Origin of the sequence: Dechloromonas sp. HYN0024, assembly GCF_003441615.1 — a bacterium.
Classification (GTDB): domain Bacteria; phylum Pseudomonadota; class Gammaproteobacteria; order Burkholderiales; family Rhodocyclaceae; genus Azonexus.
This window is the reverse complement of record NZ_CP031842.1, coordinates 970,270-994,948: the sequence shown is the minus strand read 5'-3', so window position 1 is coordinate 994,948 and position 24,679 is coordinate 970,270. Positions and strand designations below refer to the sequence as shown.

At 59.0% G+C, this 24,679-nt stretch carries 28 protein-coding genes; 10 read left to right on the top strand and 18 right to left on the bottom strand.

Annotated elements, in window-relative coordinates; all coding sequences use genetic code 11:
- Complete coding sequence (locus HYN24_RS04840; protein ID WP_117608206.1) at positions 1-921, bottom strand: bifunctional riboflavin kinase/FAD synthetase; 921 nt, start codon at positions 919-921, stop codon at positions 1-3.
- 162 nt (positions 922-1,083) lie between these two features.
- Between HYN24_RS04840 and HYN24_RS04835 the strand changes: the two genes are divergently transcribed.
- Positions 1,084-2,121: a GGDEF domain-containing protein gene (locus HYN24_RS04835; RefSeq protein ID WP_117608205.1), complete on the top strand. Its 1,038-nt coding sequence runs from the start codon at positions 1,084-1,086 to the stop codon at positions 2,119-2,121.
- Positions 2,122-2,267: 146 nt separating this feature from the next.
- Complete coding sequence (locus tag HYN24_RS04830; protein ID WP_117608204.1) at positions 2,268-4,244, top strand: acyltransferase family protein; 1,977 nt, start codon at positions 2,268-2,270, stop codon at positions 4,242-4,244.
- A gap of 36 nt (positions 4,245-4,280) precedes the next feature.
- Here HYN24_RS04830 and HYN24_RS04825 read toward each other — a convergent pair whose 3' ends face one another.
- Together HYN24_RS04825 and tsaE are read right to left on the bottom strand one after the other, a co-directional pair.
- The gene (locus HYN24_RS04825; protein WP_117608203.1) at positions 4,281-5,627 is read right to left on the bottom strand and encodes an N-acetylmuramoyl-L-alanine amidase; all 1,347 of its coding nucleotides are present in this window, start codon (positions 5,625-5,627) and stop codon (positions 4,281-4,283) included.
- A complete protein-coding gene (gene tsaE, locus HYN24_RS04820; protein WP_240327735.1) occupies positions 5,561-6,076 on the bottom strand; it encodes a tRNA (adenosine(37)-N6)-threonylcarbamoyltransferase complex ATPase subunit type 1 TsaE in 516 nt (171 codons plus the stop codon). The genes HYN24_RS04825 and tsaE overlap by 67 nt, the downstream gene beginning before the upstream one ends.
- Between tsaE and queG the strand changes: the two genes are divergently transcribed.
- Positions 6,071-7,117, top strand: coding sequence for a tRNA epoxyqueuosine(34) reductase QueG (gene queG, locus HYN24_RS04815; protein ID WP_117610206.1), 1,047 nt, complete (start codon positions 6,071-6,073; stop codon positions 7,115-7,117). The genes tsaE and queG overlap by 6 nt on opposite strands.
- Here the strand turns inward: queG and HYN24_RS04810 are convergent.
- The 5 genes from HYN24_RS04810 to HYN24_RS04790 form a co-directional block, all read right to left on the bottom strand.
- Complete coding sequence (locus HYN24_RS04810) at positions 7,098-7,358, bottom strand: hypothetical protein (RefSeq protein WP_117608202.1); 261 nt, start codon at positions 7,356-7,358, stop codon at positions 7,098-7,100. The two genes, queG and HYN24_RS04810, sit on opposite strands and share 20 nt — an antisense overlap.
- Positions 7,359-7,373: 15 nt before the next feature.
- On the bottom strand, positions 7,374-8,213 hold the full coding sequence (locus tag HYN24_RS04805) for a sulfurtransferase (RefSeq protein WP_117608201.1): 840 nt from the start codon (positions 8,211-8,213) through the stop codon (positions 7,374-7,376).
- 6 nt (positions 8,214-8,219) lie between these two features.
- On the bottom strand, positions 8,220-8,561 hold the full coding sequence (locus HYN24_RS04800) for an STAS/SEC14 domain-containing protein (protein ID WP_117608200.1): 342 nt from the start codon (positions 8,559-8,561) through the stop codon (positions 8,220-8,222).
- A gap of 111 nt (positions 8,562-8,672) precedes the next feature.
- On the bottom strand, positions 8,673-9,524 hold the full coding sequence (locus tag HYN24_RS04795) for a DMT family transporter (RefSeq protein ID WP_117608199.1): 852 nt from the start codon (positions 9,522-9,524) through the stop codon (positions 8,673-8,675).
- Positions 9,525-9,627: 103 nt separating this feature from the next.
- The gene (locus HYN24_RS04790; RefSeq protein WP_117608198.1) at positions 9,628-10,761 is read right to left on the bottom strand and encodes an aromatic ring-hydroxylating dioxygenase subunit alpha; all 1,134 of its coding nucleotides are present in this window, start codon (positions 10,759-10,761) and stop codon (positions 9,628-9,630) included.
- Between the two features lie 107 nt (positions 10,762-10,868).
- Between HYN24_RS04790 and xseB the strand changes: the two genes are divergently transcribed.
- The 4 genes from xseB to folE2 are packed head-to-tail and all read left to right on the top strand — an operon-like array spanning position 10,869 to position 14,685.
- On the top strand, positions 10,869-11,108 hold the full coding sequence (xseB, locus tag HYN24_RS04785; RefSeq protein ID WP_117608197.1) for an exodeoxyribonuclease VII small subunit: 240 nt from the start codon (positions 10,869-10,871) through the stop codon (positions 11,106-11,108).
- Complete coding sequence (locus HYN24_RS04780; RefSeq protein ID WP_240327734.1) at positions 11,105-11,998, top strand: polyprenyl synthetase family protein; 894 nt, start codon at positions 11,105-11,107, stop codon at positions 11,996-11,998. The genes xseB and HYN24_RS04780 overlap by 4 nt, the downstream gene beginning before the upstream one ends.
- Positions 11,998-13,851, top strand: a complete 1,854-nt coding sequence (gene dxs / locus HYN24_RS04775) for a 1-deoxy-D-xylulose-5-phosphate synthase (RefSeq protein ID WP_117608196.1) — start codon at positions 11,998-12,000, stop codon at positions 13,849-13,851. Before HYN24_RS04780 ends, dxs begins: the two co-directional genes overlap by 1 nt.
- Positions 13,852-13,872: 21 nt before the next feature.
- Positions 13,873-14,685, top strand: a complete 813-nt coding sequence (gene folE2 / locus HYN24_RS04770; RefSeq protein WP_117608195.1) for a GTP cyclohydrolase FolE2 — start codon at positions 13,873-13,875, stop codon at positions 14,683-14,685.
- Between the two features lie 64 nt (positions 14,686-14,749).
- Here the strand turns inward: folE2 and HYN24_RS16345 are convergent, their stop codons facing one another.
- From HYN24_RS16345 to rpsP, 7 genes are all read right to left on the bottom strand, one after another.
- On the bottom strand, positions 14,750-14,995 hold the full coding sequence (locus tag HYN24_RS16345) for a hypothetical protein (RefSeq protein WP_371413243.1): 246 nt from the start codon (positions 14,993-14,995) through the stop codon (positions 14,750-14,752).
- 30 nt (positions 14,996-15,025) lie between these two features.
- Positions 15,026-15,322, bottom strand: a complete 297-nt coding sequence (locus tag HYN24_RS16090; RefSeq protein WP_240327733.1) for a hypothetical protein — start codon at positions 15,320-15,322, stop codon at positions 15,026-15,028.
- Between the two features lie 107 nt (positions 15,323-15,429).
- Positions 15,430-16,664, bottom strand: a protein-coding gene (locus HYN24_RS04760) for an IS3 family transposase (RefSeq protein WP_371413228.1) whose coding sequence is annotated in 2 segments (ribosomal slippage) — positions 15,430-16,319 and positions 16,319-16,664 — 1,236 coding nt in all. Because the reading frame shifts where the segments join, the coding sequence is not laid out codon by codon here.
- Between the two features lie 107 nt (positions 16,665-16,771).
- Positions 16,772-17,152 (bottom strand): 50S ribosomal protein L19, encoded by a 381-nt coding sequence (gene rplS, locus HYN24_RS04755; RefSeq protein ID WP_117608193.1) that lies wholly within the window; start codon positions 17,150-17,152, stop codon positions 16,772-16,774.
- Between the two features lie 26 nt (positions 17,153-17,178).
- Positions 17,179-17,943 (bottom strand): tRNA (guanosine(37)-N1)-methyltransferase TrmD, encoded by a 765-nt coding sequence (gene trmD / locus HYN24_RS04750; RefSeq protein WP_205421439.1) that lies wholly within the window; start codon positions 17,941-17,943, stop codon positions 17,179-17,181.
- Positions 17,940-18,452 (bottom strand): ribosome maturation factor RimM, encoded by a 513-nt coding sequence (gene rimM, locus HYN24_RS04745; RefSeq protein WP_117608192.1) that lies wholly within the window; start codon positions 18,450-18,452, stop codon positions 17,940-17,942. Before rimM ends, trmD begins: the two co-directional genes overlap by 4 nt.
- 9 nt (positions 18,453-18,461) lie before the next feature.
- The gene (gene rpsP / locus HYN24_RS04740; protein WP_117608191.1) at positions 18,462-18,716 is read right to left on the bottom strand and encodes a 30S ribosomal protein S16; all 255 of its coding nucleotides are present in this window, start codon (positions 18,714-18,716) and stop codon (positions 18,462-18,464) included.
- A gap of 162 nt (positions 18,717-18,878) precedes the next feature.
- On the opposite strand from rpsP, the gene HYN24_RS04735 reads away from it, so the two are divergent.
- Positions 18,879-20,390 (top strand): hypothetical protein, encoded by a 1,512-nt coding sequence (locus HYN24_RS04735; RefSeq protein ID WP_117608190.1) that lies wholly within the window; start codon positions 18,879-18,881, stop codon positions 20,388-20,390.
- Here HYN24_RS04735 and HYN24_RS04730 read toward each other — a convergent pair.
- Positions 20,368-21,201 carry a YhjD/YihY/BrkB family envelope integrity protein gene (locus HYN24_RS04730; RefSeq protein WP_117608189.1) on the bottom strand — a complete coding sequence of 278 codons (834 nt, stop codon included), beginning with the start codon at positions 21,199-21,201 and terminating at the stop codon, positions 20,368-20,370. The genes HYN24_RS04735 and HYN24_RS04730 overlap by 23 nt on opposite strands.
- Before the next feature lie 21 nt (positions 21,202-21,222).
- On the opposite strand from HYN24_RS04730, the gene wrbA reads away from it, so the two are divergent.
- Both wrbA and HYN24_RS04720 read left to right on the top strand, forming a co-directional pair.
- Positions 21,223-21,819, top strand: a complete 597-nt coding sequence (gene wrbA, locus HYN24_RS04725) for an NAD(P)H:quinone oxidoreductase (protein WP_117608188.1) — start codon at positions 21,223-21,225, stop codon at positions 21,817-21,819.
- Entirely contained in the window at positions 21,816-22,181 is a 366-nt protein-coding gene (locus HYN24_RS04720; RefSeq protein WP_117608187.1) for a DUF2069 domain-containing protein, read from the top strand. Before wrbA ends, HYN24_RS04720 begins: the two co-directional genes overlap by 4 nt.
- A 38-nt stretch (positions 22,182-22,219) precedes the next feature.
- On the opposite strand, the gene HYN24_RS04715 is transcribed toward HYN24_RS04720, so the two are convergent.
- Together HYN24_RS04715 and pssA are read right to left on the bottom strand one after the other, a co-directional pair.
- Positions 22,220-23,761 (bottom strand): 2-isopropylmalate synthase, encoded by a 1,542-nt coding sequence (locus HYN24_RS04715; RefSeq protein ID WP_117608186.1) that lies wholly within the window; start codon positions 23,759-23,761, stop codon positions 22,220-22,222.
- A 12-nt stretch (positions 23,762-23,773) separates the two neighbouring features.
- The gene (gene pssA, locus HYN24_RS04710; protein ID WP_117608185.1) at positions 23,774-24,526 is read right to left on the bottom strand and encodes a CDP-diacylglycerol--serine O-phosphatidyltransferase; all 753 of its coding nucleotides are present in this window, start codon (positions 24,524-24,526) and stop codon (positions 23,774-23,776) included.
- Positions 24,527-24,679: the final 153 nt, after the last annotated feature.

Sequence of the window (24,679 nt, the reverse complement as noted above, 5' to 3'; positions counted from 1 at the left end):
TCACAGCTTGAAAAATGCCCGGGCGGCCACGGCGTCTGCCGCGATCTGCGCCTTGAGGGCGTCAATATTGGGAAACCGTTGTTCATCACGCAACTTATGGGCAAAACGCACGGAAATATGCGCGCCGTAAATATCGCGATTGAAATCGAAAAGATGCACTTCCAGTAGCGGCCGCGTGCCATTGACGGTCGGCCGGATACCCAGATTGGCCACGCCCGGCAAGGGCTGGTCATCCAGACCACTGACCTCGACGGCGAAGACGCCGGTCATCGGCAGGGGGTTGTGCTTGATGCGCAGATTGGCCGTGGCAAAGCCGATCTGACGACCGAGCTTCTGACCATGCAGGACCTGGCCATCAATGATGTAGGGACGACCGAGGAGACGCACCGCGTGTTCCATGTCGCCGGCCTGCAGGGCGCGACGGACAGCCGAACTGGATACCCGTTCGCCATCGACCAGGACGCTGCCCATCGCTTCGACAGTGAAACCGAAGCGCTGCCCGGCCGCCTGGAGCAGGGCAAAATCACCGGTCCGGCCACGCCCGAAGCGAAAATCGTCGCCGATGATCAGGTGTTGCACCAGGCAACCACGGACCAGCACCTGCTCGATGAACTGGTCAGCCGACAAGCCGGCAAAGCCAGCATTGAAGGGGCAGATCATGGCCTGACGGGCACCACAATCACCGAGCAGTTCCAGCTTTTCACGCAATGTCGTGAGGCGGGCCGGGGCCGAGGCCGGGGCAAAGAATTCACGCGGGTGCGGCTCGAAGGTCAGCACCATCGGCGTCAACTGGCGCTGCCCAGCCACCTCGGCCAGGCGTTTGACCAGTGCCGCATGCCCGAGGTGCACGCCATCGAAATTGCCGATGGCGAGGACAACCGGAGCAGGAACGGGACGCGAATGACCGCGAAAGACGCGCATAAGAAAATTGGCAGGAAAAACATTTAATTATAACGATTCAAGGCACCCCGCGGATACCGGTAGATTGCTTTGCATCGACCCACGGCTGACGCATTGCAAAACACCCTGACACACTTATGGATATAATTATCAAGTTTATCAAAATCCCGTCGGCCAAATTCAATGCTCGAACTGATCAGCCATGTCGTACAAATCTCGGCGCGTCGCGACCGCACGGAGATCAACTCGGCCATGGTGGATACGCTGCTCGACCTTTTCCATCCGCAAAGCCTGACCATTTACCGCTGTTATTCCGGCAACAAGAAGGCGATGGTTTTTGCCTGTGCCGGCTACGGCCCCAACGGTCAGTTCCTGCGCAACGCCTATCTGCCGGACCATCGCTTCTGTCAGCCAATTGAACGCGATCCGTTGCTTAATCGCTGCCGCAAGGAACTATCGGCGGTCATCGACTTTCTCGATGACGGCATGCATCGCATCGTCTTTCCGGTCATTCGCCTCAATGAACCGATCTACCTGATCGAGCTGCTACTCTCCGACGAGTTCTCGGCCGACCACCGGGTCACGCTGATGGGACTCATCGAGTATTTCGGCAATCACATTTCGCTGCTTGATTATGGCGAAGCCGACACCCTGACCGGCCTGGCCAGCCGCAAGACCTTCGACAAGCACCTTTTCGAATTGCTCGGCAAGGCAGCCAGCGACGAGATGCTGAGCGGCCCAGAAAGCCGTCGGCGCGGCGCCCCCTGCAGCAGCCACTGGCTGGCTGTTTGCGACATCGACCATTTCAAGAATGTGAATGACAGTTTCGGCCATCTGATTGGCGATGAAGTCCTCATCATGCTCAGCCAGGAAATGCGCCGCTCCTTCCGTTTCGACGACCAGTTGTTCCGTTTTGGCGGCGAGGAATTCATCGCCCTGCTCCAGCCCACCGACGAAACGTTCGCCCTGGCCACCCTCGAACGCTTCCGGAGCAATGTCGAGAACCAGCTTTTCAGTCGGGTTGGCCGAATTACCGTGAGTATCGGTTTCAGTATGCTGAAACCGCACGACACCCCGACCGATGTCATCGACCGCGCCGATGAGGCCCTGTATTACGCCAAACGGCACGGCCGCAATCGCGTCGATTGCTACGAAAAGCTGATCGCCTCTGGCGATATCGCAGCCAAGGAAATCGCCAAGGGCGAAATCGAGTTGTTCTAGCCGGCAAGGCAAAGATACACTCGTCATCCTTTTTGCTGATTCCCACTCGCCCCGTCGGGCAAAGACGAAGCGGCGAGCGCGCCTGATTGCGGCGCAGGACAATCACCCGGACCGACCCTGTCGGCAAACATTAGCAACTGTTCTTGATGACATTGACCCCGCACGAAAATTTCCGACAAGATATCAATGGCCTGAGGGCCCTGGCGGTCATGGCCGTTGTCTTGTTCCACTTCCATATTGCCGGCTTCCAGGGCGGTTACGTCGGCGTCGACATATTTTTCGTCATCTCGGGCTACTTGATGACACGCATCATCCTGTCGGCATCCGAAGCGGGAAATTTCTCGATCAGTGCCTTTTATCTGGCGCGGGCCAAACGTATCGTACCGGCACTGCTAGTCATGTGCGCCGCCCTGCTGGCTGTCGGGTGGTTTTTGCCGCTCACCGCTCACGAGTACCAGCAACTCGCCAAACACGTGCGCGATAGCGCGTTATTCGTTTCCAACCACACCTATGCCCGTGAGTCTGGCTATTTCGATACGGCAGCCCATGAAAAATGGCTGCTGCATACCTGGTCGCTATCGGTGGAATGGCAATTCTACCTGCTCTTGCCACTGTTTGTGGTGGCCTTCAGAAAAATTCACCGAGTCGCCAGGCCGGCTTTATTCCTGCCCGTTCTTCTGCTTGCCTCGCTGATTGCTTGTCTCCTCATCACCACCCTGAAGCCGGAAAAGGCATTTTTCCTGCTTCCCTTCCGGGCATGGGAACTGTTGGCTGGGGGCTTGGTATACCTATTCGCTGAACGGCGTTCAGTATCGCCACGCCTGGCCCAGATTATCGCGATCACGAGCGTCACGCTGCTTATCGCAACGACACTGTTGTTGTCATCCGCCGATCCCTGGCCGGGTTGGCGGGCCATCGCCCCGGTCGCCCTGGCCTGTCTGGTCATTGCCGTCCGCCATGAAAACAATGTCATTCTGGCCAACCCGGCCGCACAATGGATCGGCCTGCGCTCCTACTCGATCTATCTCTGGCACTGGCCACTGGTCGTTGAACTTGGCCTCTACGGACTGCAGGACAACGCCGGTGCGATTGCGGCGGCCCTTGTCGCCACGCTGATTGCCGGGGCGCTCTCCTATCGCCACATCGAAATCCCGACCAGACAGCATTTTAGCCGCCGTCATTCGCGCTACGCCTGGATGGCATTCGCCGCGATCACCCTCGGACTCGCAGTTCCCGCCTCCTGGCTGAGCGAGCAACAGTCGCTCGCCCTGCGCCCGCAGGCCGAACGGGTAAGCGCCCTATTAGCCGACGAAGCCCCTCTTGAAAACACCTGGCGGCCGGAATGCTTCAACGGCTCGCAAAAAGACGGCTGCCTATACGGCAAGACGCCCATCGGCGCCATGATGGTCGGCGACAGTCACGCCGGCGTCACGGTGACAGCCCTGCTGCGCACCGCCGCTGAATTTGGACAGGGGGTTCAGTTGTGGAGCAAGGGTGCCTGCATGACCGTACTCGACATCCAGAGCGTAGACCAGGCCGAAGGCGAACGCTGCAAGGCATTCAACCAAGCAGTGTTTGCCACAACGATGGCAGCCGAAGCTAGTCGGCCCATCGTTATCGTCAATCGTGCATCGCTCTATCCATTCGGACTTTTCCGCATCGAAACCCATTTGACCGGCCGACCGCAAGCCGTACTCCCCGGCATTTCTGCCGAGCAGCAGGTCGACTATCTGGCAGATTATCGGCGGCGACTGATCGAAACGGCCTGCGCCTATGCCCGCAACCAACGCCCGGTCTACTACATGCTGCCAATACCGGAATTTGCCGTGAACGTCCCGAACGCGCTAGCCAGAATTCTCATGCGGCATACCGGTGACGCGCCCGACATCACAACCAGTCTGGCCGATTACCATCAGCGCAATGACTTTGTTATAGGCGCTCTCAACGAGGCACGCGACAGGTGTGGCGTCCACCTCCTTGACCCCGTGCCTTACCTTTGCGAGAAGGAAAAGTGCTACGGCTCGCGTGATGGTCGGCCACTTTTTTCCGACAACAACCACCTCAACGAGCGCGGACGGCGTGCCCTGGCCCCGATGTTCAGGACCGTCTTCACGGAAAAATAGGTAGTTAAAGCAAGCCAGGGCTGACTTGCAGGCCGACTAACCGAGCAAAGCCAATCTGGACTTCGGCCCGGGCGGATGCTTGATGAAATATTGACGGATACCGCGGACGATCGCGCCGGCCAGTTTCTCCTGATAGGCATCGTCGTTGAGCCGGGCTTCTTCTTCCGGGTTGGAGATGAATGCTGTTTCGATCAGGGCTGAGGGAATGTCTGGTGCCTTGAGCACGGCAAAGCCGGCTTGTTCGACACTGGCCTTGTGCAGGGTGTTGATGGTGCCCAGTTCGCCGAGCAGATATTTACCCAGTTTCAGGCTGTCATTGATGGTGCCAGTCTGCGACAGGTCGAGCAGGGTACGGGCGAGAAACATGTCCTTGCTGCCAAGATTGACGCCGCCAATCAGATCAGCCTGGTTTTCCTTCTGGGCAAGCAGGCGGGCCTGCGTACTCGATGCGCCCTTTTCCGACAGCACGAACACCGATGAACCACGGGCGTCCGGCCGAATCCAGCCATCGGCATGAATGGACAGAAAGAGATCAGACTGGATGCGGCGGGCCTTCTGCACACGCATCTGCAAGGGCACAAAGAAATCAGAATCGCGGGTGAGCACGGCACGCATGTTCGGCTCGGCGTCAATACGCGCCTTCAGACGGCGGGCGACTTCGAGCGTGACATTCTTTTCGTAAGTGCCGGCCTTGCCGATGGCCCCGGGGTCTTCGCCACCGTGGCCGGGATCCAGGGTGATGGTAACCAGACGGTCTACAATCGGCTTGCCGGATTTCTTGCTGGTCTGCACCTCTGGCGCTTCGATGGTCTTGTCGGGCCTTTTGCCCGCTGACTCATCGGCATGCTTGTCGGCGACCTGGAAATCCTGCTCGTTCTTGAGCGGCTCGACCGCGTCCTTTCGACCCTCGAGCAAGGCCATCATCGGATCGGGCGGATTGACCGGGTAGACGTCAAGGACCAGCCGGCGACCATATTCACCTGCGGGCTCAAGTGTAAACACCTGCGGATTGACCTTGCCCTTGAGTTCCATGACCAAACGCACCACGCCCGGCTTGAAGCGGCCGGCACGTAGCAGCTTGATGTTCGGATCGTCCGTCGCCACCTTGCGGGCGAGGCTATCGAGGACACTGTTGAATTCGACGCCTTCGATATCGACGACAAGGCGGTCAGGATTCTCAACAGTGAAATGGGTGAACTTGAAGGGTGCGTCGTGTTCGAGGGTAACCCGGGTGTAATCCGCGGCCGGCCAGATGCGCACGGCGAGGATCGATGGCAGCCTGGCGGCGGCCCCGGCCAGCGGCGTCACCGAAAGGATCAGCGAGGCGCCGGCGTATCTGAGGAGTTGTCGGCGCCCATGGCTGGGATGAGCGCGTTCAGACATGCCTGCCCTTGCGGTGTATCTGCCACGGCTTCGAGGATACGCCCGAGACCTGCATGATGAAGGCGCAGCCGCAGGTCTGGCGGCGGCAGGCAGCCTTGAGCACGTTCCGGCCACTCAACCAGACAGATTGCAGAGTCATTAAAGTATTCATCAAAGCCCGCATCGAAAAACTCCTCTGGGGACTCGAAACGATAAAAATCAAAGTGATATAAGTATAAGCTCGAAATTACGTAAACTTCAACCAGTGAATAGGTCGGACTTTTCACCGAACCGCGATGGCCGAGCGCCCGGATCATCGCCCGCGACAGGGTCGTTTTGCCCGCGCCGAGGTCGCCTTCGAGAAAAATAACCAGCCCCGGCTGCAGCAAGGGGGCCAGCGTTTCACCGAGAAGCTGGGTAGCAGCCTCGTCAGGGAGAGAGAAAACGGCGGTAACATCGGGGCTATGCACGATCAGGACTCCATGGTGGATTACGCGGCACTCAAGGAAAAAATCCGCGCGGCCGGCCAAAAATTCGGCTTTGCTGCGGTCGGCGTAGCGCGGGCCAAGCCCGGCCACGCCGCCGAAAAAATGCGCGAATGGCTGGCGGCGGGCTGCCACGGCGAGATGGATTATATGGCCCGCCATGCCGATTTGCGCGCCGACCCACAGCAACTGCACCCGGGAACGATCACGGTGATCAGTGCCGCCATCGACTATCTGCCCCACCTCGGAACGACGGATGAACCAGGACAAGCCGCGATTTCACGCTACGCCCAAGGGCGCGACTACCACAAGCTGATCCGCTCCCGCCTGCAAAAACTGGCCGATGCGATCAGCGAATTGACGGGGCCATTCGGCTACCGGGTCTTTTCCGACTCGGCCCCGGTCATGGAAGTCGAATTCGCCCGGCAAGCCGGCCTTGGCTGGCGGGGCAAGCACACGCTGCTGCTCTCGAAGCAAGGCTCCTGGCGCTTTCTCGGCGACATCTACACCGACCTGCCACTTCCCCCCGACGAGCCCATAGATGAACATTGCGGCAGTTGCACCGCCTGTCTCGATGCCTGCCCGACCCGGGCCATTGTCGCTCCGTACAAAGTCGATGCCCGACGCTGCATCAGTTACCTGACCATCGAACTCGCCGGTCCCATTCCCGAAGAATTCCGCCCCCTGATCGGCAACCGTATCTATGGCTGCGACGACTGCCAGCTGTGCTGCCCCTGGAACCGCTTTGCCCAGCTTGGAGACCCGGAATTTTCACCGCGCCACGGGCTCGATACAGCGAGTTTGATCAACCTGTTCGCCTGGACGGCGCCGGAATTCGATTACCGACTGGCCGGTAACCCGATTCGTCGCATTGGCCACGAGCGATGGCTCCGAAACATCGCCGTGGCGCTCGGCAATGGTCCCGCTTCGACCGAGGCGAGAAATGCGCTCACCGCAAAATTGGATAATCCATCGCCCCTGGTGCGCGAGCACGTTGCCTGGGCCCTTACTCGCCTTGCCCCTTGAGCCGCGCCGGCACTTTGTCCTGATCGGCCGACGTCGACGTTTCGACTGTCTTTTCGCTGGCTGTAGCGAGTGGAACTTGCGCACTGCCGTTGGCCTCAGCCGGCGTAGCCAGTCCGGGTCTTTCGGCGGGCAACTGTTGCGGCCGAAGTGTCCAGCCAAGAAACGCGCCGACTAGCGTGGTCAGGCCAACCAGCGCGAGCAGAAAAATACCGGCACGAGGACTTTCAGGGGTTGGTTTCACGACATCTGGAGAGGATTACCGGGTAACCGGACGCCCGGGATCGGCGCACCACTCGCTCCATGAGCCGGCGTACAGGCGTGACCCGGTCAGCCCGGCGATCTCCATCGCCACCATGTTGAGGCAGGCCGATACGCCAGAACCACATTGATGGACAACCACATCAGGCGGCGAACCGGCAAGGATGGCCAGCCATTCAGCACGCAACTCGGCAGCCGGCTTAAAACGGCCGTCCGGCAACAGGTTGTCCTTGAAGAAGCGGTTAACCGCACCAGGAATATGACCGCCGACCGGATCTATGGTCTCGTTTTCGCCACGGAAACGATCCGGCCCACGGGCATCGACCAGATGCATGTGGGACGTTTCGATGCGCTCGAGGACAAAAGCCGCATCGACCAGCATCTCGCGCGGCCGGGCCACAAAGACTTGCGCCGCCAAGGTCGGCAACACGTCGGTCAGCGCGCCACCCGCCGCCACCCAGACTTGCAGACCGCCATCGAGCAGCGCCACCCGATCATGGCCAAGCCAGCGCAGCAACCACCACAGACGACCGGCAATCATGCCCTGCGCATCATCGTAGACCACCACCTGCGTCGTCGCGCCGATGCCAATTTCACCCAGCCGCTGAGCCAAGTTTTGCTGATCGGGCAGCGGGTGACGGCCATTGCAGCCGGTCATTGCACCGGACAGGTCGCGATCGCAGTGCAGAAAAGCGGCACCGGGAACGTGGCCTTCGCCATACACCCGCTCACCGTAGGCCGTATCCGCCAACTGGTGGCGAACATCAATCACCAGCCAGTCAGGGTCATGAAGATGCGACCGCACAGTGGCCGCATCAACCAGCGTCGTATAGCTCATGCCGGTTCAGGCCAGCCAGGCCTTGGCTTCGTCGGCGTTGGCGAAGACTTCAACATCGGCATTGACGAATGTCTGCGACAACCACGCACTCCACGTTACCCACTGGCTGTCGGTGACCACCGCGACACGCTTGAAATCATTGGCATGGGCCCGCGAAAACTTGATTTCCTCCCAGGCCACATCCAGAGTCAGGCCAGCCATCTGGCTGAGATCGAAACAGAGGTCAACGGGGCCTTCGAACTTGACCTTGAAATTGACGACTTCTTCGAACTCCTTGTAATCGGCCAAAGTGAACTCCCCGAACACGGCAACGCTGACTCGGTTCGGTTGGTGGTCGATGACGATCATGGTTTGCTCCCGATAGTTAGTTATTGGTTGTTAGTCACCAGACACTGGCAATACGCTCAAAAGGTCCGCCCTGACTGGCTAACAGCTACCGACTAACAACTAGCGACTAGTCTAATCCTGTTCGACCGGGCTGGCGCGGGAAAAGTGCGTAGCCGCGATGCCGGATAGGATGATCAGGGCAATCGCTGCCCAGGCCGAGGCATCCAGAACCTCGCCCCAGAAGGCCATGCCGAAGAGGCTGGAAAAAATCACCGTACTGTAGGCCAGCGCCGCCGACATCAGGGTTTTGCCACGGGTATAGGCGCGCGTCATGGCCAGTTGGGCGACCGTGGCGAAGCAGGCAACGCCCAGTAAGAGCAGGCCGCTTTTGAGGTCGACCGTATGTACCTCACTGAACAGCAACCAGCTACCGGCGCCCATCGACGACACCAGCGAAAAATAGAAAACCGTGCGCATTTCGGGTTCACCACGCGCCCCCAGTTCGCGCACGCTGAAATAGGCCATACCGGCCATCACCCCGGAGCCGAGGCCGATCAGGCCCCCGACCAGTTGATCGGCATGCAGGGTGGGCTTGAGGAGCATGACGACACCGACCAGCCCTAGCACCAGCGCCCCCATCATGCCTTTGCGCAGTTGCATACCGGCAAAGCCAAGATAAAGAGCGAGAAAAATGGCCGAGGTGTAGTTGAGCGTCACCGCCGTCGCCAGCGGCAACAGGGTGATGGCGTAAAAATAGGCGAACAGCGCCATGAAGCCGACGGCACCCCGGGTGATCTGCCAGCGCAGATGCGGTGTCGCCAGCGGCACGCCGCGCAGGCGAACGAGGCCGTACATCAGGATCAAGGAGATGAAGCTGCGGTAGAAAGTGATCTCCACCGCCGAATGGGTCTGCGCGGCAAATTTGACGCAGACGCCCATGCAGGCGAAGAGAAAACTGGCGGCGATCATCCACAGGGATTGCATCTACAGCTTTACCAAAACGAGTTAAACGCGGAGACGGTTAATCGCAGAGACGAAGAGAAAATCAAATACTGCCGAACGCTACTTCTCTGCGTCAAAAAACGAATCACCGCGTTTCGATCGCCGACTGCATGATCCGCCGGTAGAACTCGTGGAAATGCTGCATGCCATCTTCCATCGGGCTCTGGTACGGCCCGACCTCGTTGCGCCCTTCCTTCATCAACGCGTAGCGGCCGCGGTCCATGCGTTCGCCGATGTCGTCGTCCTCGATGGCGGTTTCCATGTAGGCGGCGCGTTCGGCTTCGATGAAATCGCGCTCGAAATCGACGATGTCTTCCGGGTAGTAGAACTCGACAACGTTGAGCGTCTTGTTCACACCTTGCGGAATCAGGGTCGACACGACCAGCACATGCGGATACCACTCGACCATGATGTTGGGAAAGTAGGTCAGCCAGATGGCACCATGTTCCGGCGTCTTGCCTTCGGCCCCGTAGATGTCGCGGACCGCCTTCTGCCAGCGTTCATACGCCTTGGAGCCGGATTTCTGCAATGAAGTAATGCCGACGCGCTGCACCGAATACCAGTCACCGAACTGCCAGGTCAGGTCGTCGCAGGTGACAAAATTGCCGAGGCCGGGGTGGTAGGGTGCGACGTGGTAATCCTCAAGATAGACCTCAATGAAAGTCTTCCAGTTGTAGTTGCACTTGTGCATCTCGACGTGATCGAGCTTGTAGCCGGTGAAATCGAGTTCCGGCGCGACCTTCATGCCGGCCAGGTCGGCATTGGCCGAACGCGGACCCTTGAAGAGCAGACCGTTCCAGTTTTCCAGCTTGGCCTTGTTCAGGTTGAGGCAGGGATTCTGGGGAAAATGCGGGGCGCCGATCAACTCGCCACCGGTATCGTAGGTCCACCGATGGATGGGGCAGACAATCGGCCCGTTGAGCGTACCCGAGCCCTGCAACATGATGGCCTGACGGTGACGACAGACGTTCGACATCTGCCAGTTACCGGCATTCGGCCCCTCGCTGCCGCCATTGAGCAGCATCTGGCCGTGGTCTTTCCATTCGAGCGAACGATAATCTCCCGCTGCGGGCACCATCAACTGGTGGCCAACATAGCTCGGACCGGCATCGAAGATGAGCTTTTTCTCCAGCTCAAAAATATTTTCGTCGAAATACCAGTCCACCGGCAGTTGGGAAACTGCGGGGGCCAACCGGGACAGAGTCGCCATGTCGGACATTCCAAAGCTCCAGCGGGGGGTTAAAAAAGGGGTTGTATTTTACCCCGATATTTGACCTCGCGCCCCTTGATGGGGTATTTTCGCGTGTTTCCTTGATCGCCCCAGACATGGCTCAAACACCCATTGCCGACATGAAATTCGAGACGGCACTCGCCGAACTCGAAAACATCGTCTCCAGCATGGAAGGCGGCAAGCTCGAACTTGAAGCCTCGATCGCCGCGTACCGGCGCGGCATGGAACTCATGAAACACTGTCAGGCCCAGCTCACCGATGCCGAGGAACAGATCCGCGTGCTCGAAAACGGCGAGTTCCGGGATGTCGACCAAAAGACATTGGGTACCTTGTGAGCACCGCCCCCTTTTCTGCCTGGATGGCCGCAACCCAGGACCGCGCCGAAGCAGCCCTTGCCCGATTTCTACCGGGTAGTGACAGCATTCCCGCCCGCCTGCACGAAGCCATGCGCTATGCCACGCTCGGTGGCGGCAAGCGTGTCCGCCCCCTGCTCGCCCATGCCGCAGGCGAACTGACCGGCGCAGCTCCTGACCAGCTTGATATCGTTGCCAGTGCGGTGGAAATGATCCATGCCTACTCGCTGGTCCACGATGATCTGCCGTGCATGGACGACGACGTGCTGCGCCGTGGCCGGCCGACCTGTCACGTCGAATTTGACGAGCCGACCGCCCTGCTTGTTGGCGACAGCCTGCAAACACTGGCTTTTGAACTGCTGGCCAGCCAATCCATCGGTGAGCCGAAACAGCAACTCGAAATGATCGCCCTGCTTGCCCACGCTAGCGGTTCGCGCGGCATGGCTGGCGGCCAGGCCATTGATCTTGCTTCGGTTGGCAAACCATTGAACCAGCCCGAACTGGAACTGATGCACGCCCTCAAGACCGGGGCGCTGATCCGTGCCGCAGTCATGCTCGGCGCCCTCGCCGGCCGGCCACTGTCGGCTGAAGAACGCAGCCATCTCGACCGCTTCGCCAAGCGCGCCGGCCTCCTCTTTCAGGTCGTCGACGACATTCTCGACTGCACGGCGAGCACCGCCACGCTCGGCAAGACGGCCGGCAAGGACGAAGCGGCTGACAAGCCGACCTACGTCAGCCTGCTTGGCCTCGATGCCGCCCGCGCCTACGCCGACGAACTGCGCAGTGACGCGCTCGACGCCCTCTCAATTTTCGGCGAGCGGGCAGCCCGCCTGACCCAACTGGCCGATTTCATCTGCCATCGGCAATTCTAATGACCGCATCCCGTCTGCTTGAAAGCATCAACAGTCCGGCCGATTTGCGCCGACTGGACCGCAAGCAATTGCCGCAGCTGGCGACCGAACTGCGCGCCTTCCTCATCGACTCGGTGTCGAAAACGGGCGGCCATCTGTCGTCAAACCTCGGCACGGTCGAGCTGACCATTGCCCTGCATGCAGTCTTCAACACCCCGGACGACCGCCTGGTCTGGGACGTCGGCCACCAGTGCTACGCCCACAAGGTGCTCACTGGCCGCCGTGAGGGCATGGACCGACTGCGCATGCACGGCGGCGTTTCCGGCTTTCCGAAACGCAGTGAAAGCCCCTACGACACCTTCGGCGTCGGCCATTCGTCTACCTCGATCTCGGCTGCCCTCGGCATGGCACTGGCTGCCAAACACAAGGGCGAGGACCGCAAGGCCATCGCCATCATCGGCGACGGCGCGATGTCGGCCGGCATGGCCTTCGAGGCGATGAACAACGCCGGCGTCGCCGATGCAGACATGCTGGTCATCCTCAACGACAACGAAATGTCGATCTCGCCGCCGGTCGGCGCGCTCAACAACATCCTCACCCGCCTGACATCAAGCAAGACCTTCAACGTCGCCCGCGAAGCCGGCCGCCACATGCTCGGCTTTGCCCCGCCCCTGCTCGAACTGGCGCGCCGGGCCGAGGAACACGTCAAGGGCATGATTGCGCCGGGCACCCTGTTCGAAGAATTCGGCTTTCATTACTACGGCCCGATCGACGGCCATGACCTCGACGCCCTGATCCCGACGCTGGAAAACCTCAAGAAACTCAAGGGACCGAAGTTTCTCCACGTCATCACCAAGAAGGGGCAGGGCTACAAGCTGGCCGAGAACGATCCCATCCTCTATCACGGCGTTGGCAAGTTTGCCGCCTGCGATGGCATCCAGTCGGCCAAGGGCACGGCCAAACTGACGTATACGCAGGTCTTCGGCGACTGGCTGTGCGACATGGCCAAGGCTGACTCCCGCCTCGTCGGCATTACCCCGGCCATGCGTGAAGGTTCAGGCATGGTGCGCTTCTCGGCCGAGCATGCCGACCGTTATTTCGATGTCGGCATCGCCGAGCAGCACGCCGTGACGTTTGCCGCCGGCCTCGCCTGCGAAGGGCTGAAACCGGTTGTCGCCATCTATTCGACCTTCCTGCAACGCGGCTACGACCAGTTGGTGCACGACGTCGCCCTTCAGAACCTGCCGGTCATTTTCGCAGTCGACCGCGGCGGTCTGGTGGGTGCCGATGGCCCGACCCATCACGGCACCTTCGACCTGTCCTTCGTCACCTGCATCCCCAACATGGTGGTCATGGCACCGGCCGACGAAGCAGAATGTCGCCAGATGTTGTCCACCGCCTACGCCCTGGACTGCCCGAGCATGGTGCGCTACCCGCGCGGCAGCGGCACGGGCAAGGTACCCACGGCCGATCTCGAGACTCTGCCCGTCGGCAAGGGTGAAATTCGCCGGAGGGGCAAGGATGTCGCACTGCTCGCCTTCGGCAGTCTGGTCCCCGCTGCGCTGGCCGCTGGCGAGGAAATCGACGCCACTGTGGTCAATATGCGCTTCATCAAGCCGCTCGACATCGAACTGATTGTCGAACTAGCCGGGAACCATTCCTTGCTCGTCAGCGTCGAAGAAAACGCTGTGATCGGCGGTGCTGGCTCGGAAATCGAGCGCGTGCTGGCGGAACGGGGTTTGTCGGTGCCGGTTTTGCGCCTCGGCCTGCCCGACCGCTTCATCGACCACGGCGAACAAGGCCAGTTACTGGCCGAACTTGGCCTCGACAAGGACGGTATTGTGCGCAGCGTGCGTCGCCGGACCAACCCATAATAATTTACTGAAGAACAGCTCATGAACACCCCGAACAGCCCTATCGCCGACGTCCAGAACACCGTCGACACCCGCCACATCGCCATCAACAAGGTTGGTATCAAGTCGATCCGCCACCCGATCAAGGTTCAGGATAAATCGACCGGCGTCCAGCACACCATCGCCATGTTCAACATGTATGTCGGCCTGCCGCACAATTTCAAGGGCACCCACATGTCGCGCTTCGTGGAGATTCTCAACAGCCACGAACGCGAGATTTCGGTCGAAAATTTCCCGGTCATGCTGCGCGACATGGTCGCCAAGCTCGAAGCCGAAACCGGCCATATCGAGATGAATTTCCCCTACTTCATCAACAAGACGGCACCGATTTCGGGCGTCCAGAGCCTGATGGACTACGATGTCACCTTCATCGGCGACATCTGCCACGGCGAAATCGCCACCTCGGTCAAGGTCGTCGTACCGGTCACCAGCCTGTGCCCCTGCTCCAAGAAAATTTCCGAATACGGCGCGCACAATCAGCGCTCGCATGTCACCGTCACCGCGCGCACCAATGATTTCGTGTGGATCGAGGAAATCGTCCAGCTCGTCGAACAGGAAGCCTCCTGCGAACTGTTCGGCCTGTTGAAGCGCCCGGACGAGAAATATGTCACCGAGCGCGCCTACGACAATCCCAAGTTCGTCGAAGACATGGTCCGCGACGTCGCTGCCCGCCTCAACGCCGAAACCCGCATCGACGCCTATGTCGTCGAGTCGGAGAACTTCGAGTCGATCCACAATCACTCGGCCTACGCCCTGATCGAAAACGACAAGACGCGCCCGCCGGCTCACCCGTAAATCGAGGCCACTGGCAAATCAAGAATGGGGATTTGATCGCCCATTCTTGCTGTCGCCAACCGTATTAGTGACCTAAGTCGGCCAGTGAGATTGGCTTGATCGATTTCCGCCAAATTAAGAAATGTGCTTGTTTTTCAGACTCGACTGAAAGACGGAGACCCACTGTCTTTAACAGAGCTAGCAAGGTTTTCAGGGTTAGATTGCCCGTGGGCAATAGCGTTCGATAGAGGACTTCCCGGCTAATGCCTGCTGCGGCAGCTACGGCAGCTAGGCCGCCATAGGCTTCTGCAACTTTCCGTAACGCAAGCAGACCAGCGGAGCGGTTATCCGGATTGTCTAGCTACTCCATGGCTGCCTTGAGATATTCAACAGCTAGATGGCGATCAGCACGCAGTTCAGAAACCTCCCCCTCGCCCGAGACAAACGTCATAATTCGACCGTCAGCCAGATGAATAATGCCCAGCCCACCATCGCTGCTGACGACCGACTCACCTTCGTAGATGGCATCTCCAGCATTGAGGCTACCTAACATGCCATCAGCGTTACTGGCGTAGACTTTACCGAAAATATTAGAAACCGTTGCAACGACCTTATTGCTGGCAATTTTAATGCTAATGACATGAATAATAAAAACCAAATCATATCTTTGGCGAACACATATGCATATTGCACAAAGGTACAGTTTCCAAATTCAAGTGACCCGTCCTGATCCAGGTTGACACCTGTTTCGACGGATAGGCCAGCCTAATTACTGGCCTGCAAAGATGCCCGATGAACCTCATCGGGCGTTTTTAATTGTAGCGACAAATGCGGCCTCTCCTGGTTGTAGATGGCGATGGATTGACTGACCATGTGCCGTGCTTGATTTAGGTCGCTGGGCTGCTGAAGTAGGAACTCGTGCTTCAAAATGCCATTGACCCTTTCCGCGAGAGCATTCTGATAACAGTCGTAGCCGTCCGTCATTGAGCAAATCAGGCCGTTTTTGCGATGAATGGCCTGATACTCATTCGAGCAGTATTGAATACCCCTGTCCGAATGATGGATCAGCGCCTGATTTCCCCTGCGTCCTTTCAGTGCCATCTTCAAGGCCTGGCTTACCTCGGCTGTGTGCAGGCTGTCATGGACGTGGTAACCGACGATCTTGCGGGAATAGGCATCGGTGATCAGGCTCAAATAGGCGCAGCGTTCTCGGGTGGGCAGATAGGTAATGTCGGCGACCCAAACCTGCTCACTCGCTTCGGGACAAATTTGCTCCGGACCGGCTTTGAGCAAGTTGGGATGTCGCCGGAAACGATGGTGGCTGTCGGTCGTCTTGTGATATGCCCGCTTGGTTGGCACCAACAGGCGATTCCAACGCAACAGATCGAACAAGGCATCGCGCCCAAGGCCACGGCCTTCCGCCGCCAGCGTCGGGCCAAGTAAGTGATGCAGCTTGCGCGTTCCCAAACGGGGCTGACGCAAGCGCTTGGTCTTCACCTGTTCCAGAACTCGTTCGTACTTGACCTCATCTTGCGCCCGACGGTGCTGCCACTGGTAATGCGCCTGCCGACTGATTCCCATATAGCGGCAAGCCCTCGATACACTCAGCCCTTCAACGGACTTTTGCGTGAGGACTTGCCCACAGGCTTTTTTACGACGCGGACTCCGTAGTCTTTCTTCAAAACGTCGATAACCGCCTCGAAGAATTGGGATTTCTCCCGCGCTTCCTTGAGCTGGACTTCCAGTTCCTTGATCCGCTGTTCCGGAGTCAGGCTCGTCACTGATTGGGTTGGGTCACTCATGCGACCGTAGTGTGCCATCGCATCCCAGTTCTGGCGACCGTGTTTTCGCAACCAGGCCAAGACCGTCGATTTCCCTTGAATGCCATAGCGATCTTGCGCCTGTCTGCAGCTAAGTTCGCCTTTTTCTACCTGCTCAACTACCGCCCGTTTAAAAGTCAGCGTGTAGTCTCGCTGCGTCCGCTTAATCCCTGATTCCATCTGACTTCCCCTTTTCTACAAAAAAAGGTGTCAACTTCATTCAGGACGGGTCATGTAAAATAAAAAAGGCAGCCGAGGCTGCCTTTTTTTGGGTCCGGAAAAATCGCTTATGCAGCGGCGACCGGCTTTTCCTTGCGGACCAGCTTTTCCTTGATACGTGCCGACTTGCCAGAACGCTCGCGCAGGTAGTACAGCTTGGCGCGGCGGACATCACCACGACGCTTCACTTCGATGGAAGCGACCAGCGGCGAATAGGACTGGAAAGTACGCTCGACGCCTTCACCGGAAGAGATCTTGCGAACGGTGAAAGCAGAGTTCAGGCCGCGGTTACGCTTGGCGATAACGACGCCTTCGTAAGCCTGCAGACGCTCGCGGTTACCTTCCTTGACCTTGACCTGAACGACAACGGTGTCGCCCGGTGCGAAGTCGGGAATGGTCTTGCCCAGACGGGCGATTTCTTCTTGTTCCAGCTGTTGAATCAGGTTCATGTGAGATCCTTAAATTTTATAAACACTTACTCACCGCATTGCTCCTCTCCGACGATTTCCGTGAGGAGTTGCGCTTCTTCCGCAGTCAGACTGCGGTGCGCCAGTAAATCCGGCCGGCGCTTCCGGGTTCGGGCCAGCGACTGTTTGAGCCGCCAGCGACGAATTCTTTTGTGGTCGCCCGACATTAAAACTTCCGGCACTGCCGCGCCCTCGTAAACTTCCGGGCGGGTGTAGTGGGGACAATCGAGCAAACCACCGACAAACGAATCTTCCACCGCCGAAGCGGCATCTCCAAGTACCCCCGGCAACTGGCGGACAACGGCGTCAATCAACGCCATGGCCGGCAACTCGCCACCGGAAAGCACAAAATCTCCGATCGAAATTTCTTCATCAACACAGCGTTCGATCAGACGCTCGTCAATTCCTTCATAGCGGCCACAAAGAAGGATCAGCCCTTCATCGCCAGTCGCCAGTTGCATCACCCTTTCATGGGTGAGCGGTGCGCCCTGCGGCGAAAGGTAGATGACCCGGCTTTTGGCCAGCCCTGCCTCGCGCTGCTGCGCCTTGGCTGCAGCAATCGCCTTTTCGAGCGGCCCTGGCTGCATGAGCATGCCTGGCCCACCACCAAAAGGGCGATCATCGATCCGCCGCCAGGTGTTCTCGGCGAAATCACGAGGATTCCAGCCTTGCCACCCCCAGCGCTGTTCTTCCAGCGCCCGACGGGTAATGCCACTCTCCGTTACTGCCGCAAACATCTCCGGAAAGAGGGTGATGCAATCGAACCGGATCACCAGTCGCTGCCCCACTCCACTCGAATCTGCCCGGCTTCCTTCTCTACCGCCAGCACCACGGCCGAAACAAACGGCAGCAGACGCTCGACCTGGTCATCGCCGAGCACGCGCAACACGGCATTGGCACCGGTTTCGATCAAACCGACCACCTTGCCGAGCCGCTCATCAGCCGAATTGACAACCTCCAGACCTATCAGATCAGTCCAGTAAAACTCATTCTTGTCGGTCGTCGGCAACGCTTCACGCGGCGCCCCGACCAGAACACCCTTCATCGATTCGGCGGTGGAACGATCGGCGACACCATCCAACAGCACGACCAGACCGTTGCCGTGGGCTTTCAGGCTTTTCAGCCTGCATTCGCGCCACGGCTCGCCTTCTCGGGAAATCCACCAGACAGGCATTTCTGCCCAGGCCAGCGGATCGTCACCAAAGGGGTACAACCAAAGCCTGCCCTGAATCCCGTAGGGGTCGGCCAGCCGACCCAATACGACGATATCGTTGCCGGTCAAAACAATAACTTAGGCAGCTTGTTGAGCGGCGTGCTGCTTGACCAGACGGGCAACGGTCGGCGACAGCTGGGCGCCATTGCTCTGCCAGTAGGCCAGACGGTCGACGGCAACACGCAGGGATTCTGCATTGCCGGAAGCAACCGGGTTGTAGAAGCCGATACGCTCAACGAAACGGCCATCACGACGATTGCGGGAATCGGTAACAACCATGTTGTAGAACGGGCGCTTCTTGGCGCCACCACGGGCAAGACGGATAACAACCATTGGAATACTTTCGTTAGCTGGAAAAAAGACCCGGAATTATAGCGCTTTATCAAGGAAAAACAAGCCACTTAGGAATCGGGAAATCCACGTGCGGCACAAAACTACCCGAGATGCATGCGCTGGACCAATGGCGAAAGTGTAAATTTTTGTTATTCTGCGTGGATGACGATTAGCGCATCCGAGCACAACTCCCCTTCCGCTGCCGAAGCCAGCGTCAAGCGCATTCTTGAATGGCTAGCCTTGACGCATGGCCGAACCGGCTCCGGCGATGCCGATCAACTGCATCGTCAGCTTCTGCTGTTGCGCGACACGCCTATTCCCAATTTCCAGCGTCTCAAACTACTTGATCTGCTTTTTGGTCAGGCAGAACGTATCGCCAATGCCGAATTGCCGCGCCTGCAAGAAATTTCCTTACCGATTTCGCGCAAGCAGCGTCAGCATGTCCGCATCCTGCTCGACGTTCTGGAAACACTCACTCAGGATTATTTCAACACGCTGGCTGAGCTTTTCGACCCGGAAATCGAAGTATCGCCGCGCACCCCCCATACCTCTTTGCGTCGCGCCATGGACACCATCGCGTGGCAAGTACGCATCTCCCATTTAATCGCCGCGCCGCCGCCCTCTGGTCTCTGGCAACAGTTGCACTCGGCATTTTCAACAGCCCGCCGACTCGGCCTTGAAGACACACCCGGACCGCAAGACTCGGGGAGCATCCGACAAATCTACACGGCCATCCTGCTGGCTGCGACCGCGCAACCGGCCGCCTTCTCGGCCATGGAGCTGGAGTTTATCGGTAGCTTCATAGAGTGCACCACCCCCGACATTGCCTTTCTGGAAGCCCCGCCACTCAACCGCGACGGGATTTTCTGGATTGATCCGGACCGGGACTTTCCTGCCAATGCCTTGATCCGGCGCACGCCGCCCCCCGATGCCAAGGTGCTCTATTTTGCCTGCGACAGCATCGCCGAAGCCGCACTCAAGCTACGTACCGAGCTCCTCCAGGGGGTTCCGGCGGAAACACTCGGCCTGCCACCATTCGCCGACACGCCCATTGGTCCGAGTACTTTGCTGCGCCTCAATCGTCTCTGGGGCCACCCGAGCAAACGGCGTTTCTCGCGGCGCCGCCAGTCCTATCGCGCTAACCTCTGCTCCGGCCTGGGCAATCTCTGGCATCTGATGAAATCGCTGGAGACGCCAAAGGAACTCAGCGAATGGATGGTCATCAACGAAAGCCCTGACGGCTACTCGATGATGCATATGTCAGGCAACACCAGCCACCTCCGGGTGGGTGACATCGTTGCACTGCAAGCACTGGGGGACCACGCCGAAGCAACGCCGACCTGGCATGTCTGCATCATTCGCTGGGCCGTCTCGGAAAATCCTGAGCACATTGAACTGGGCTTGCAAATACTCGCCCCCAAGGCCATGGCCGTTGAGGTCGCGCATGCTTACGCCCTCGATTCAGGCAACGTCGCCGCCCTGATGCTGCCCTCGGCCCCCCCCCTTCGCCCAACCCAATCGCTGGTATTACCGGCCGGTCTGCTGCGGGAAAACACACGGCGCATCGTTGTCGTGATTGAGGCCGATAACCTGGAAATCCGAGAGGTTCAATCAACCAGTCTGGACGAACAAACCAGCGCCATCGAAATCTTCAACGTTTTGCCGGACGCTTGATACTGGCGGCAATCAGCCCGCCAAACAAGACTACCGCCCACGACAGGTGAAGCCAGACGAGAAATACCGGAAAGGCGGCAAAGGCACCATAGATGCTTTTGAGCATGGCCGAGCTAACCAGAAAACTCTCGAAAAACTTCTGCATGAGCGAAAATGCCAGCGTTGCGAAAACACCACCGGCCAGCGCTGCACGCCGCGTCACCTGGGCATTCGGTACGGCGTAATAGAGAAACGAGAAGAACAGACCTAGGATCAGCACGGCCACGGCTTTCAGGGCAAAGCGACGAAACCAGATCGGCTCGTCGAACCAGCCCAGCGAGGTCGTCACGGCAAAGGACATGGCACCGGCCACCGCCCCCAGCACAAATGGCCAGACAGCCATAACAAATGCATAGAGACGCAGGCGATCGAGCAAGGGACGCGGCTCGACATGCCAGAGGTGGTTAAAGGCCCGCTCGATGGTATGCATGAGCAAGAATGCCGTGACGCTGAGCACGGCGATACCGGCCAGCGTCAGGTTCTGCGCCTTATGAGAGAATTTTCCGATGTTGCCGGCAATAGCCCCGGCGGCACCTGGCGGCAGCAAGGCCTCGCGAATCAACAGATCGAGGCGGGCAACCAGCAGATCGAGATAGGGCACCGCACCCGCCACTGACAACACAACGGCGACCAGAGGCACCAGTGCCATCAGGGTCGTGAACGCCAGCGCAGCACTGGTCTGCATCATGTTCTCGCTGAGAAAGCGGCGAAAGATACCGACGGTCCGTGGCTGCGGCGCATGGCCGCGACGAGTTCGGGAGGGGTTTGGCATGGGGCAGTATAATAGCCGACCATGCAAGATATACTCGTCCTCTATTACAGCCACCGTGGCTCGGTTCGCGCCCTGGCCGAACGGATTGCCGCCGGCATCGAGTCAGTCCCCGGCATGCAGGCCCGCCTGCGCACCGTTCCCCGTGTCTCGACCACCTGCGAAGCCACCACCCCGGAAGTGCCGGAGTCTGGTGCGCCCTATGTCGAACTGGCCGACCTTGATGAATGCGTCGGTCTGGCCCTGGGCAGCCCGGTTCGCTTCGGTAACATGGCGGCACCGATGAAATATTTCTGGGATGGCACCATTGCCGACTGGCAGAACGGCACGCTGGTCGACAAGCCGGCCTGTGTCTTTACCTCCAGCGGTAGCCAGCACGGCGGCAATGAAAGCACCCTGCTGTCGATGATGCTTCCGCTCCTGCACCACGGCATGGTGATCACCGGCCTGCCCTTTACCGAAGCCGAACTTTCTTCGACCAGCGCTGGCGGCACGCCCTATGGGCCGAGCCATGTAGCCGGACCAACCGGAAGCCCGGCCTTGACCGAAGCAGAGAGTCGCCTGGCTTTTGTCCAGGGCCAGCGGCTAGCCAACCTCGCCAAAAAACTGAGCCAACCTTGACATCCGCCACCCGCTACCAGATTTCCGCCAGTGCCTGCCTGATCGCGCTGATTTTCCTCTGCCTGGCCTGGGAAGGCTGGCTGGCACCGCTCCGGCCGGGCGGCTCGTGGATGGTATTGAAAGGGGCGTTTCTGCTTGTCCCGCTGTTCGGCATCCTGCGCGGCAAGCGCTACACCTACAAGTGGCTGTCACTATTCATCCAGTTTTACCTGATGGAAGGTTTGCTCCGCGCCACCAGCGACCAAGGATTGAGCCAGCAACTGGCCATCGGTGAAACCATCCTCGCGACGCTCCTCTTCGTCCTGACCATCCTCTTCGTCCGCGCCACCCGCGGCAGCCCCCCCAAAGAAAAAGCCGCCTAGCAAAACTGAGGCGGCTTTTGGCGGGAGTGCCGACAGGATCAGACGTCGCCCTGTGCCTTCACCTTATCGAGGGCCGAATGCAGCTTGTTCAGGGCATTCAGATAGGAACGCGCGGAAGCGATGACGATATCCGTATCCGCTCCATTGCCGTTGACCACACGCTCGCCCTTGGTCAGACGGGTCGTCACCTCACCCTGAGCATCGGTGCCGGTAGTAATCGCGTTGACTGAATACAGCATCAGCTGCGCGCCACTATTGACGATGCTTTCGATGGCCTTGAAGGTAGCATCAACTGGCCCGCCGCCCCCCGCTTCACCCTTTTGTTCAACACCGCCGACACTCAGGATGACCTTGGCGTGGGGCATCTCCCCGGTTTCCGAACAGACATGCGAATAGAGGAGCTTGTAGTGCTCCTGGTCTGGCGTGACGACCTCATCGGAGACCAGCGCATGCAAGTCTTCATCAAAAATCTCGTGTTTGCGGTCAGCCAGTTCCTTGAAGCGGGCAAAGGCGGCATTGACGGCCTCGTCGCTTTCCAGCTCGATACCCAGTTCCTGCAGGCGACTCTTGAAGGCGTTGCGGCCGGAATGCTTGCCGAGCACCAGCTTGTTCTGCGACCAGCCGACATCCTGAGCGCGCATGATTTCGTAGGTTTCGCGATGCTTGAGCACGCCGTCCTGGTGGATGCCCGACTCGTGCGCGAAGGCATTGGCGCCGACCACGGCCTTGTTGGGCTGCACCGGGTAGCCGGTAATCTGCGAAATCAGCTTGGAAGCGGGAACGATCTGCGTTGTATCGATACGGGTTTCGAGCGAAAAAACATCGGGGCGGGTACGCACCGCCATGACGATTTCCTCGAGGGCAGCATTGCCAGCCCGTTCACCCAGCCCATTGATCGTGCATTCGACCTGCCGAGCGCCGGCCAGCACGGCGGCGAGCGAATTGGAGACAGCCAGCCCGAGATCGTTATGGCAATGCACCGACCACACCACCTTGTCCGCATTCGGCACACGCTCGATCAGCTGGCGGATGGTGTCGGCGTACTGGAAGGGAATGGCATAGCCCACGGTATCCGGCACATTGATGGTGGTCGCCCCGGCTTTGATCACAGCCTCGAAAATTCGGCAGAGGAAATCGATTTCCGAACGACCGGCATCCTCGGCCGAAAACTCGATATCGTCGGTGTACTGGCGAGCCCAGCCAATCGACTTGACGGCCTGCTCCACCACCTGGTCGGGCGACATGCGCAGCTTCTTCTCCATGTGAATCGGCGACGTGGCGATGAAGGTATGGATACGCCCCGACTTGGCCGGCTTGATGGCCTCGCCGGCGCGCAGGATGTCGTTTTCGTTGGCGCGGGCCAGCGAGCAGATGGTCGAATCCTTGATGGCATGGGCGATCGCCTGGATCGATTCAAAATCACCGGGGGATGCGGCGGCAAAACCGGCCTCGATGACATCGACGCGCATTTTTTCGAGCTGACGGGCAACGCGAATCTTCTCTTCCCGCGTCATCGAGGCGCCGGGACTTTGCTCGCCGTCACGCAGGGTGGTGTCGAAAATAACCAGATGCTGTTTCATAAATACTCCGAACTACGAGGCTTTGCGCTTGAGCAAGCCAATCGCGGCCTGAACATAACCCGACAGACCATAAATGACGAAGAAGCCGAACATGGCAATTTCCGGACTATAGGCGACCAGGGCAAAACCCAGGGCAATGGCGGCAATCACGAAGAAAGGCACGCTCTTTTTAAGATTGACGTCCTTGAAACTGTAAAAGCGAATATTCGAAACCATGGTCAGGCCGGCAAACAAGGTCAGCCCGCAGGCAAACCAGCGCACATCATTACCAGCCACGCCAGTCTCGATCATCACCCAGACCAGCCCGGCCACCAGCGCGGCTGCCGCCGGCGACGGCAGACCCTGAAAATAGCGCTTGTCCATGACTTCCAGGGTCGTGTTGAAGCGGGCCAGACGCAACGCTGCGCAGGCACAATAGATGAAGGCAGCGATCCAGCCCAGGCGCCCCATGTCGCGCAAGGCCCATTCATACATGACAAGCGCCGGTGCGGCACCGAAACTGACCATGTCCGACAGCGAATCGTATTCGGCCCCGAAAGCCGACTGGGTATTGGTCAGGCGGGCCACACGACCATCGAGTCCGTCAAGGACCATGGCCACGAAAATAGCCATCGCGGCCCGGGCAAAGTCACCCTGCATCGCCTGCACGATGGCGAAGAAGCCGGCAAACAGGGCTGCCGTGGTGAACAGGTTGGGCAGCACGTAAATACCGCGCCGCTTGATTTCCGGATTGAACAGCGATTTACGGGGTTTGAGTTCGGTCATTGGCTTATAGAGTCATCCAGAATGGTGCAAGGATACACCTATCCCTCAAACAACTTGGGCGGTGAGGGATAAACCCACACCGCCCAAAGCGAAGGTAGCGCTAGGCGCGCATGCGCAGACAGTACGTTAGTACGGAAAGCGTAAGCAACGACG

Bases quoted from the DNA above. Each gene is read 5' to 3' on its own strand.
- HYN24_RS04840 (WP_117608206.1), bottom strand. From the start codon at position 921: ATGCGCGTCTTTCGCGGTCATTCGCGTCCCGTTCCTGCTCCGGTTGTC.
- HYN24_RS04835 (WP_117608205.1), top strand. From the start codon at position 1,084: ATGCTCGAACTGATCAGCCATGTCGTACAAATCTCGGCGCGTCGCGAC.
- HYN24_RS04830 (WP_117608204.1), top strand. From the start codon at position 2,268: ATGACATTGACCCCGCACGAAAATTTCCGACAAGATATCAATGGCCTG.
- HYN24_RS04825 (WP_117608203.1), bottom strand. From the start codon at position 5,627: ATGTCTGAACGCGCTCATCCCAGCCATGGGCGCCGACAACTCCTCAGA.
- queG (WP_117610206.1), top strand. From the start codon at position 6,071: ATGCACGATCAGGACTCCATGGTGGATTACGCGGCACTCAAGGAAAAA.
- HYN24_RS04805 (WP_117608201.1), bottom strand. From the start codon at position 8,213: ATGAGCTATACGACGCTGGTTGATGCGGCCACTGTGCGGTCGCATCTT.
- HYN24_RS04800 (WP_117608200.1), bottom strand. From the start codon at position 8,561: ATGATCGTCATCGACCACCAACCGAACCGAGTCAGCGTTGCCGTGTTC.
- HYN24_RS04795 (WP_117608199.1), bottom strand. From the start codon at position 9,524: ATGCAATCCCTGTGGATGATCGCCGCCAGTTTTCTCTTCGCCTGCATG.
- HYN24_RS04790 (WP_117608198.1), bottom strand. From the start codon at position 10,761: ATGTCCGACATGGCGACTCTGTCCCGGTTGGCCCCCGCAGTTTCCCAA.
- xseB (WP_117608197.1), top strand. From the start codon at position 10,869: ATGGCTCAAACACCCATTGCCGACATGAAATTCGAGACGGCACTCGCC.
- dxs (WP_117608196.1), top strand. From the start codon at position 11,998: ATGACCGCATCCCGTCTGCTTGAAAGCATCAACAGTCCGGCCGATTTG.
- folE2 (WP_117608195.1), top strand. From the start codon at position 13,873: ATGAACACCCCGAACAGCCCTATCGCCGACGTCCAGAACACCGTCGAC.
- rplS (WP_117608193.1), bottom strand. From the start codon at position 17,152: ATGAACCTGATTCAACAGCTGGAACAAGAAGAAATCGCCCGTCTGGGC.
- rpsP (WP_117608191.1), bottom strand. From the start codon at position 18,716: ATGGTTGTTATCCGTCTTGCCCGTGGTGGCGCCAAGAAGCGCCCGTTC.
- HYN24_RS04735 (WP_117608190.1), top strand. From the start codon at position 18,879: ATGACGATTAGCGCATCCGAGCACAACTCCCCTTCCGCTGCCGAAGCC.
- HYN24_RS04730 (WP_117608189.1), bottom strand. From the start codon at position 21,201: ATGCCAAACCCCTCCCGAACTCGTCGCGGCCATGCGCCGCAGCCACGG.
- wrbA (WP_117608188.1), top strand. From the start codon at position 21,223: ATGCAAGATATACTCGTCCTCTATTACAGCCACCGTGGCTCGGTTCGC.
- HYN24_RS04715 (WP_117608186.1), bottom strand. From the start codon at position 23,761: ATGAAACAGCATCTGGTTATTTTCGACACCACCCTGCGTGACGGCGAG.
- pssA (WP_117608185.1), bottom strand. From the start codon at position 24,526: ATGACCGAACTCAAACCCCGTAAATCGCTGTTCAATCCGGAAATCAAG.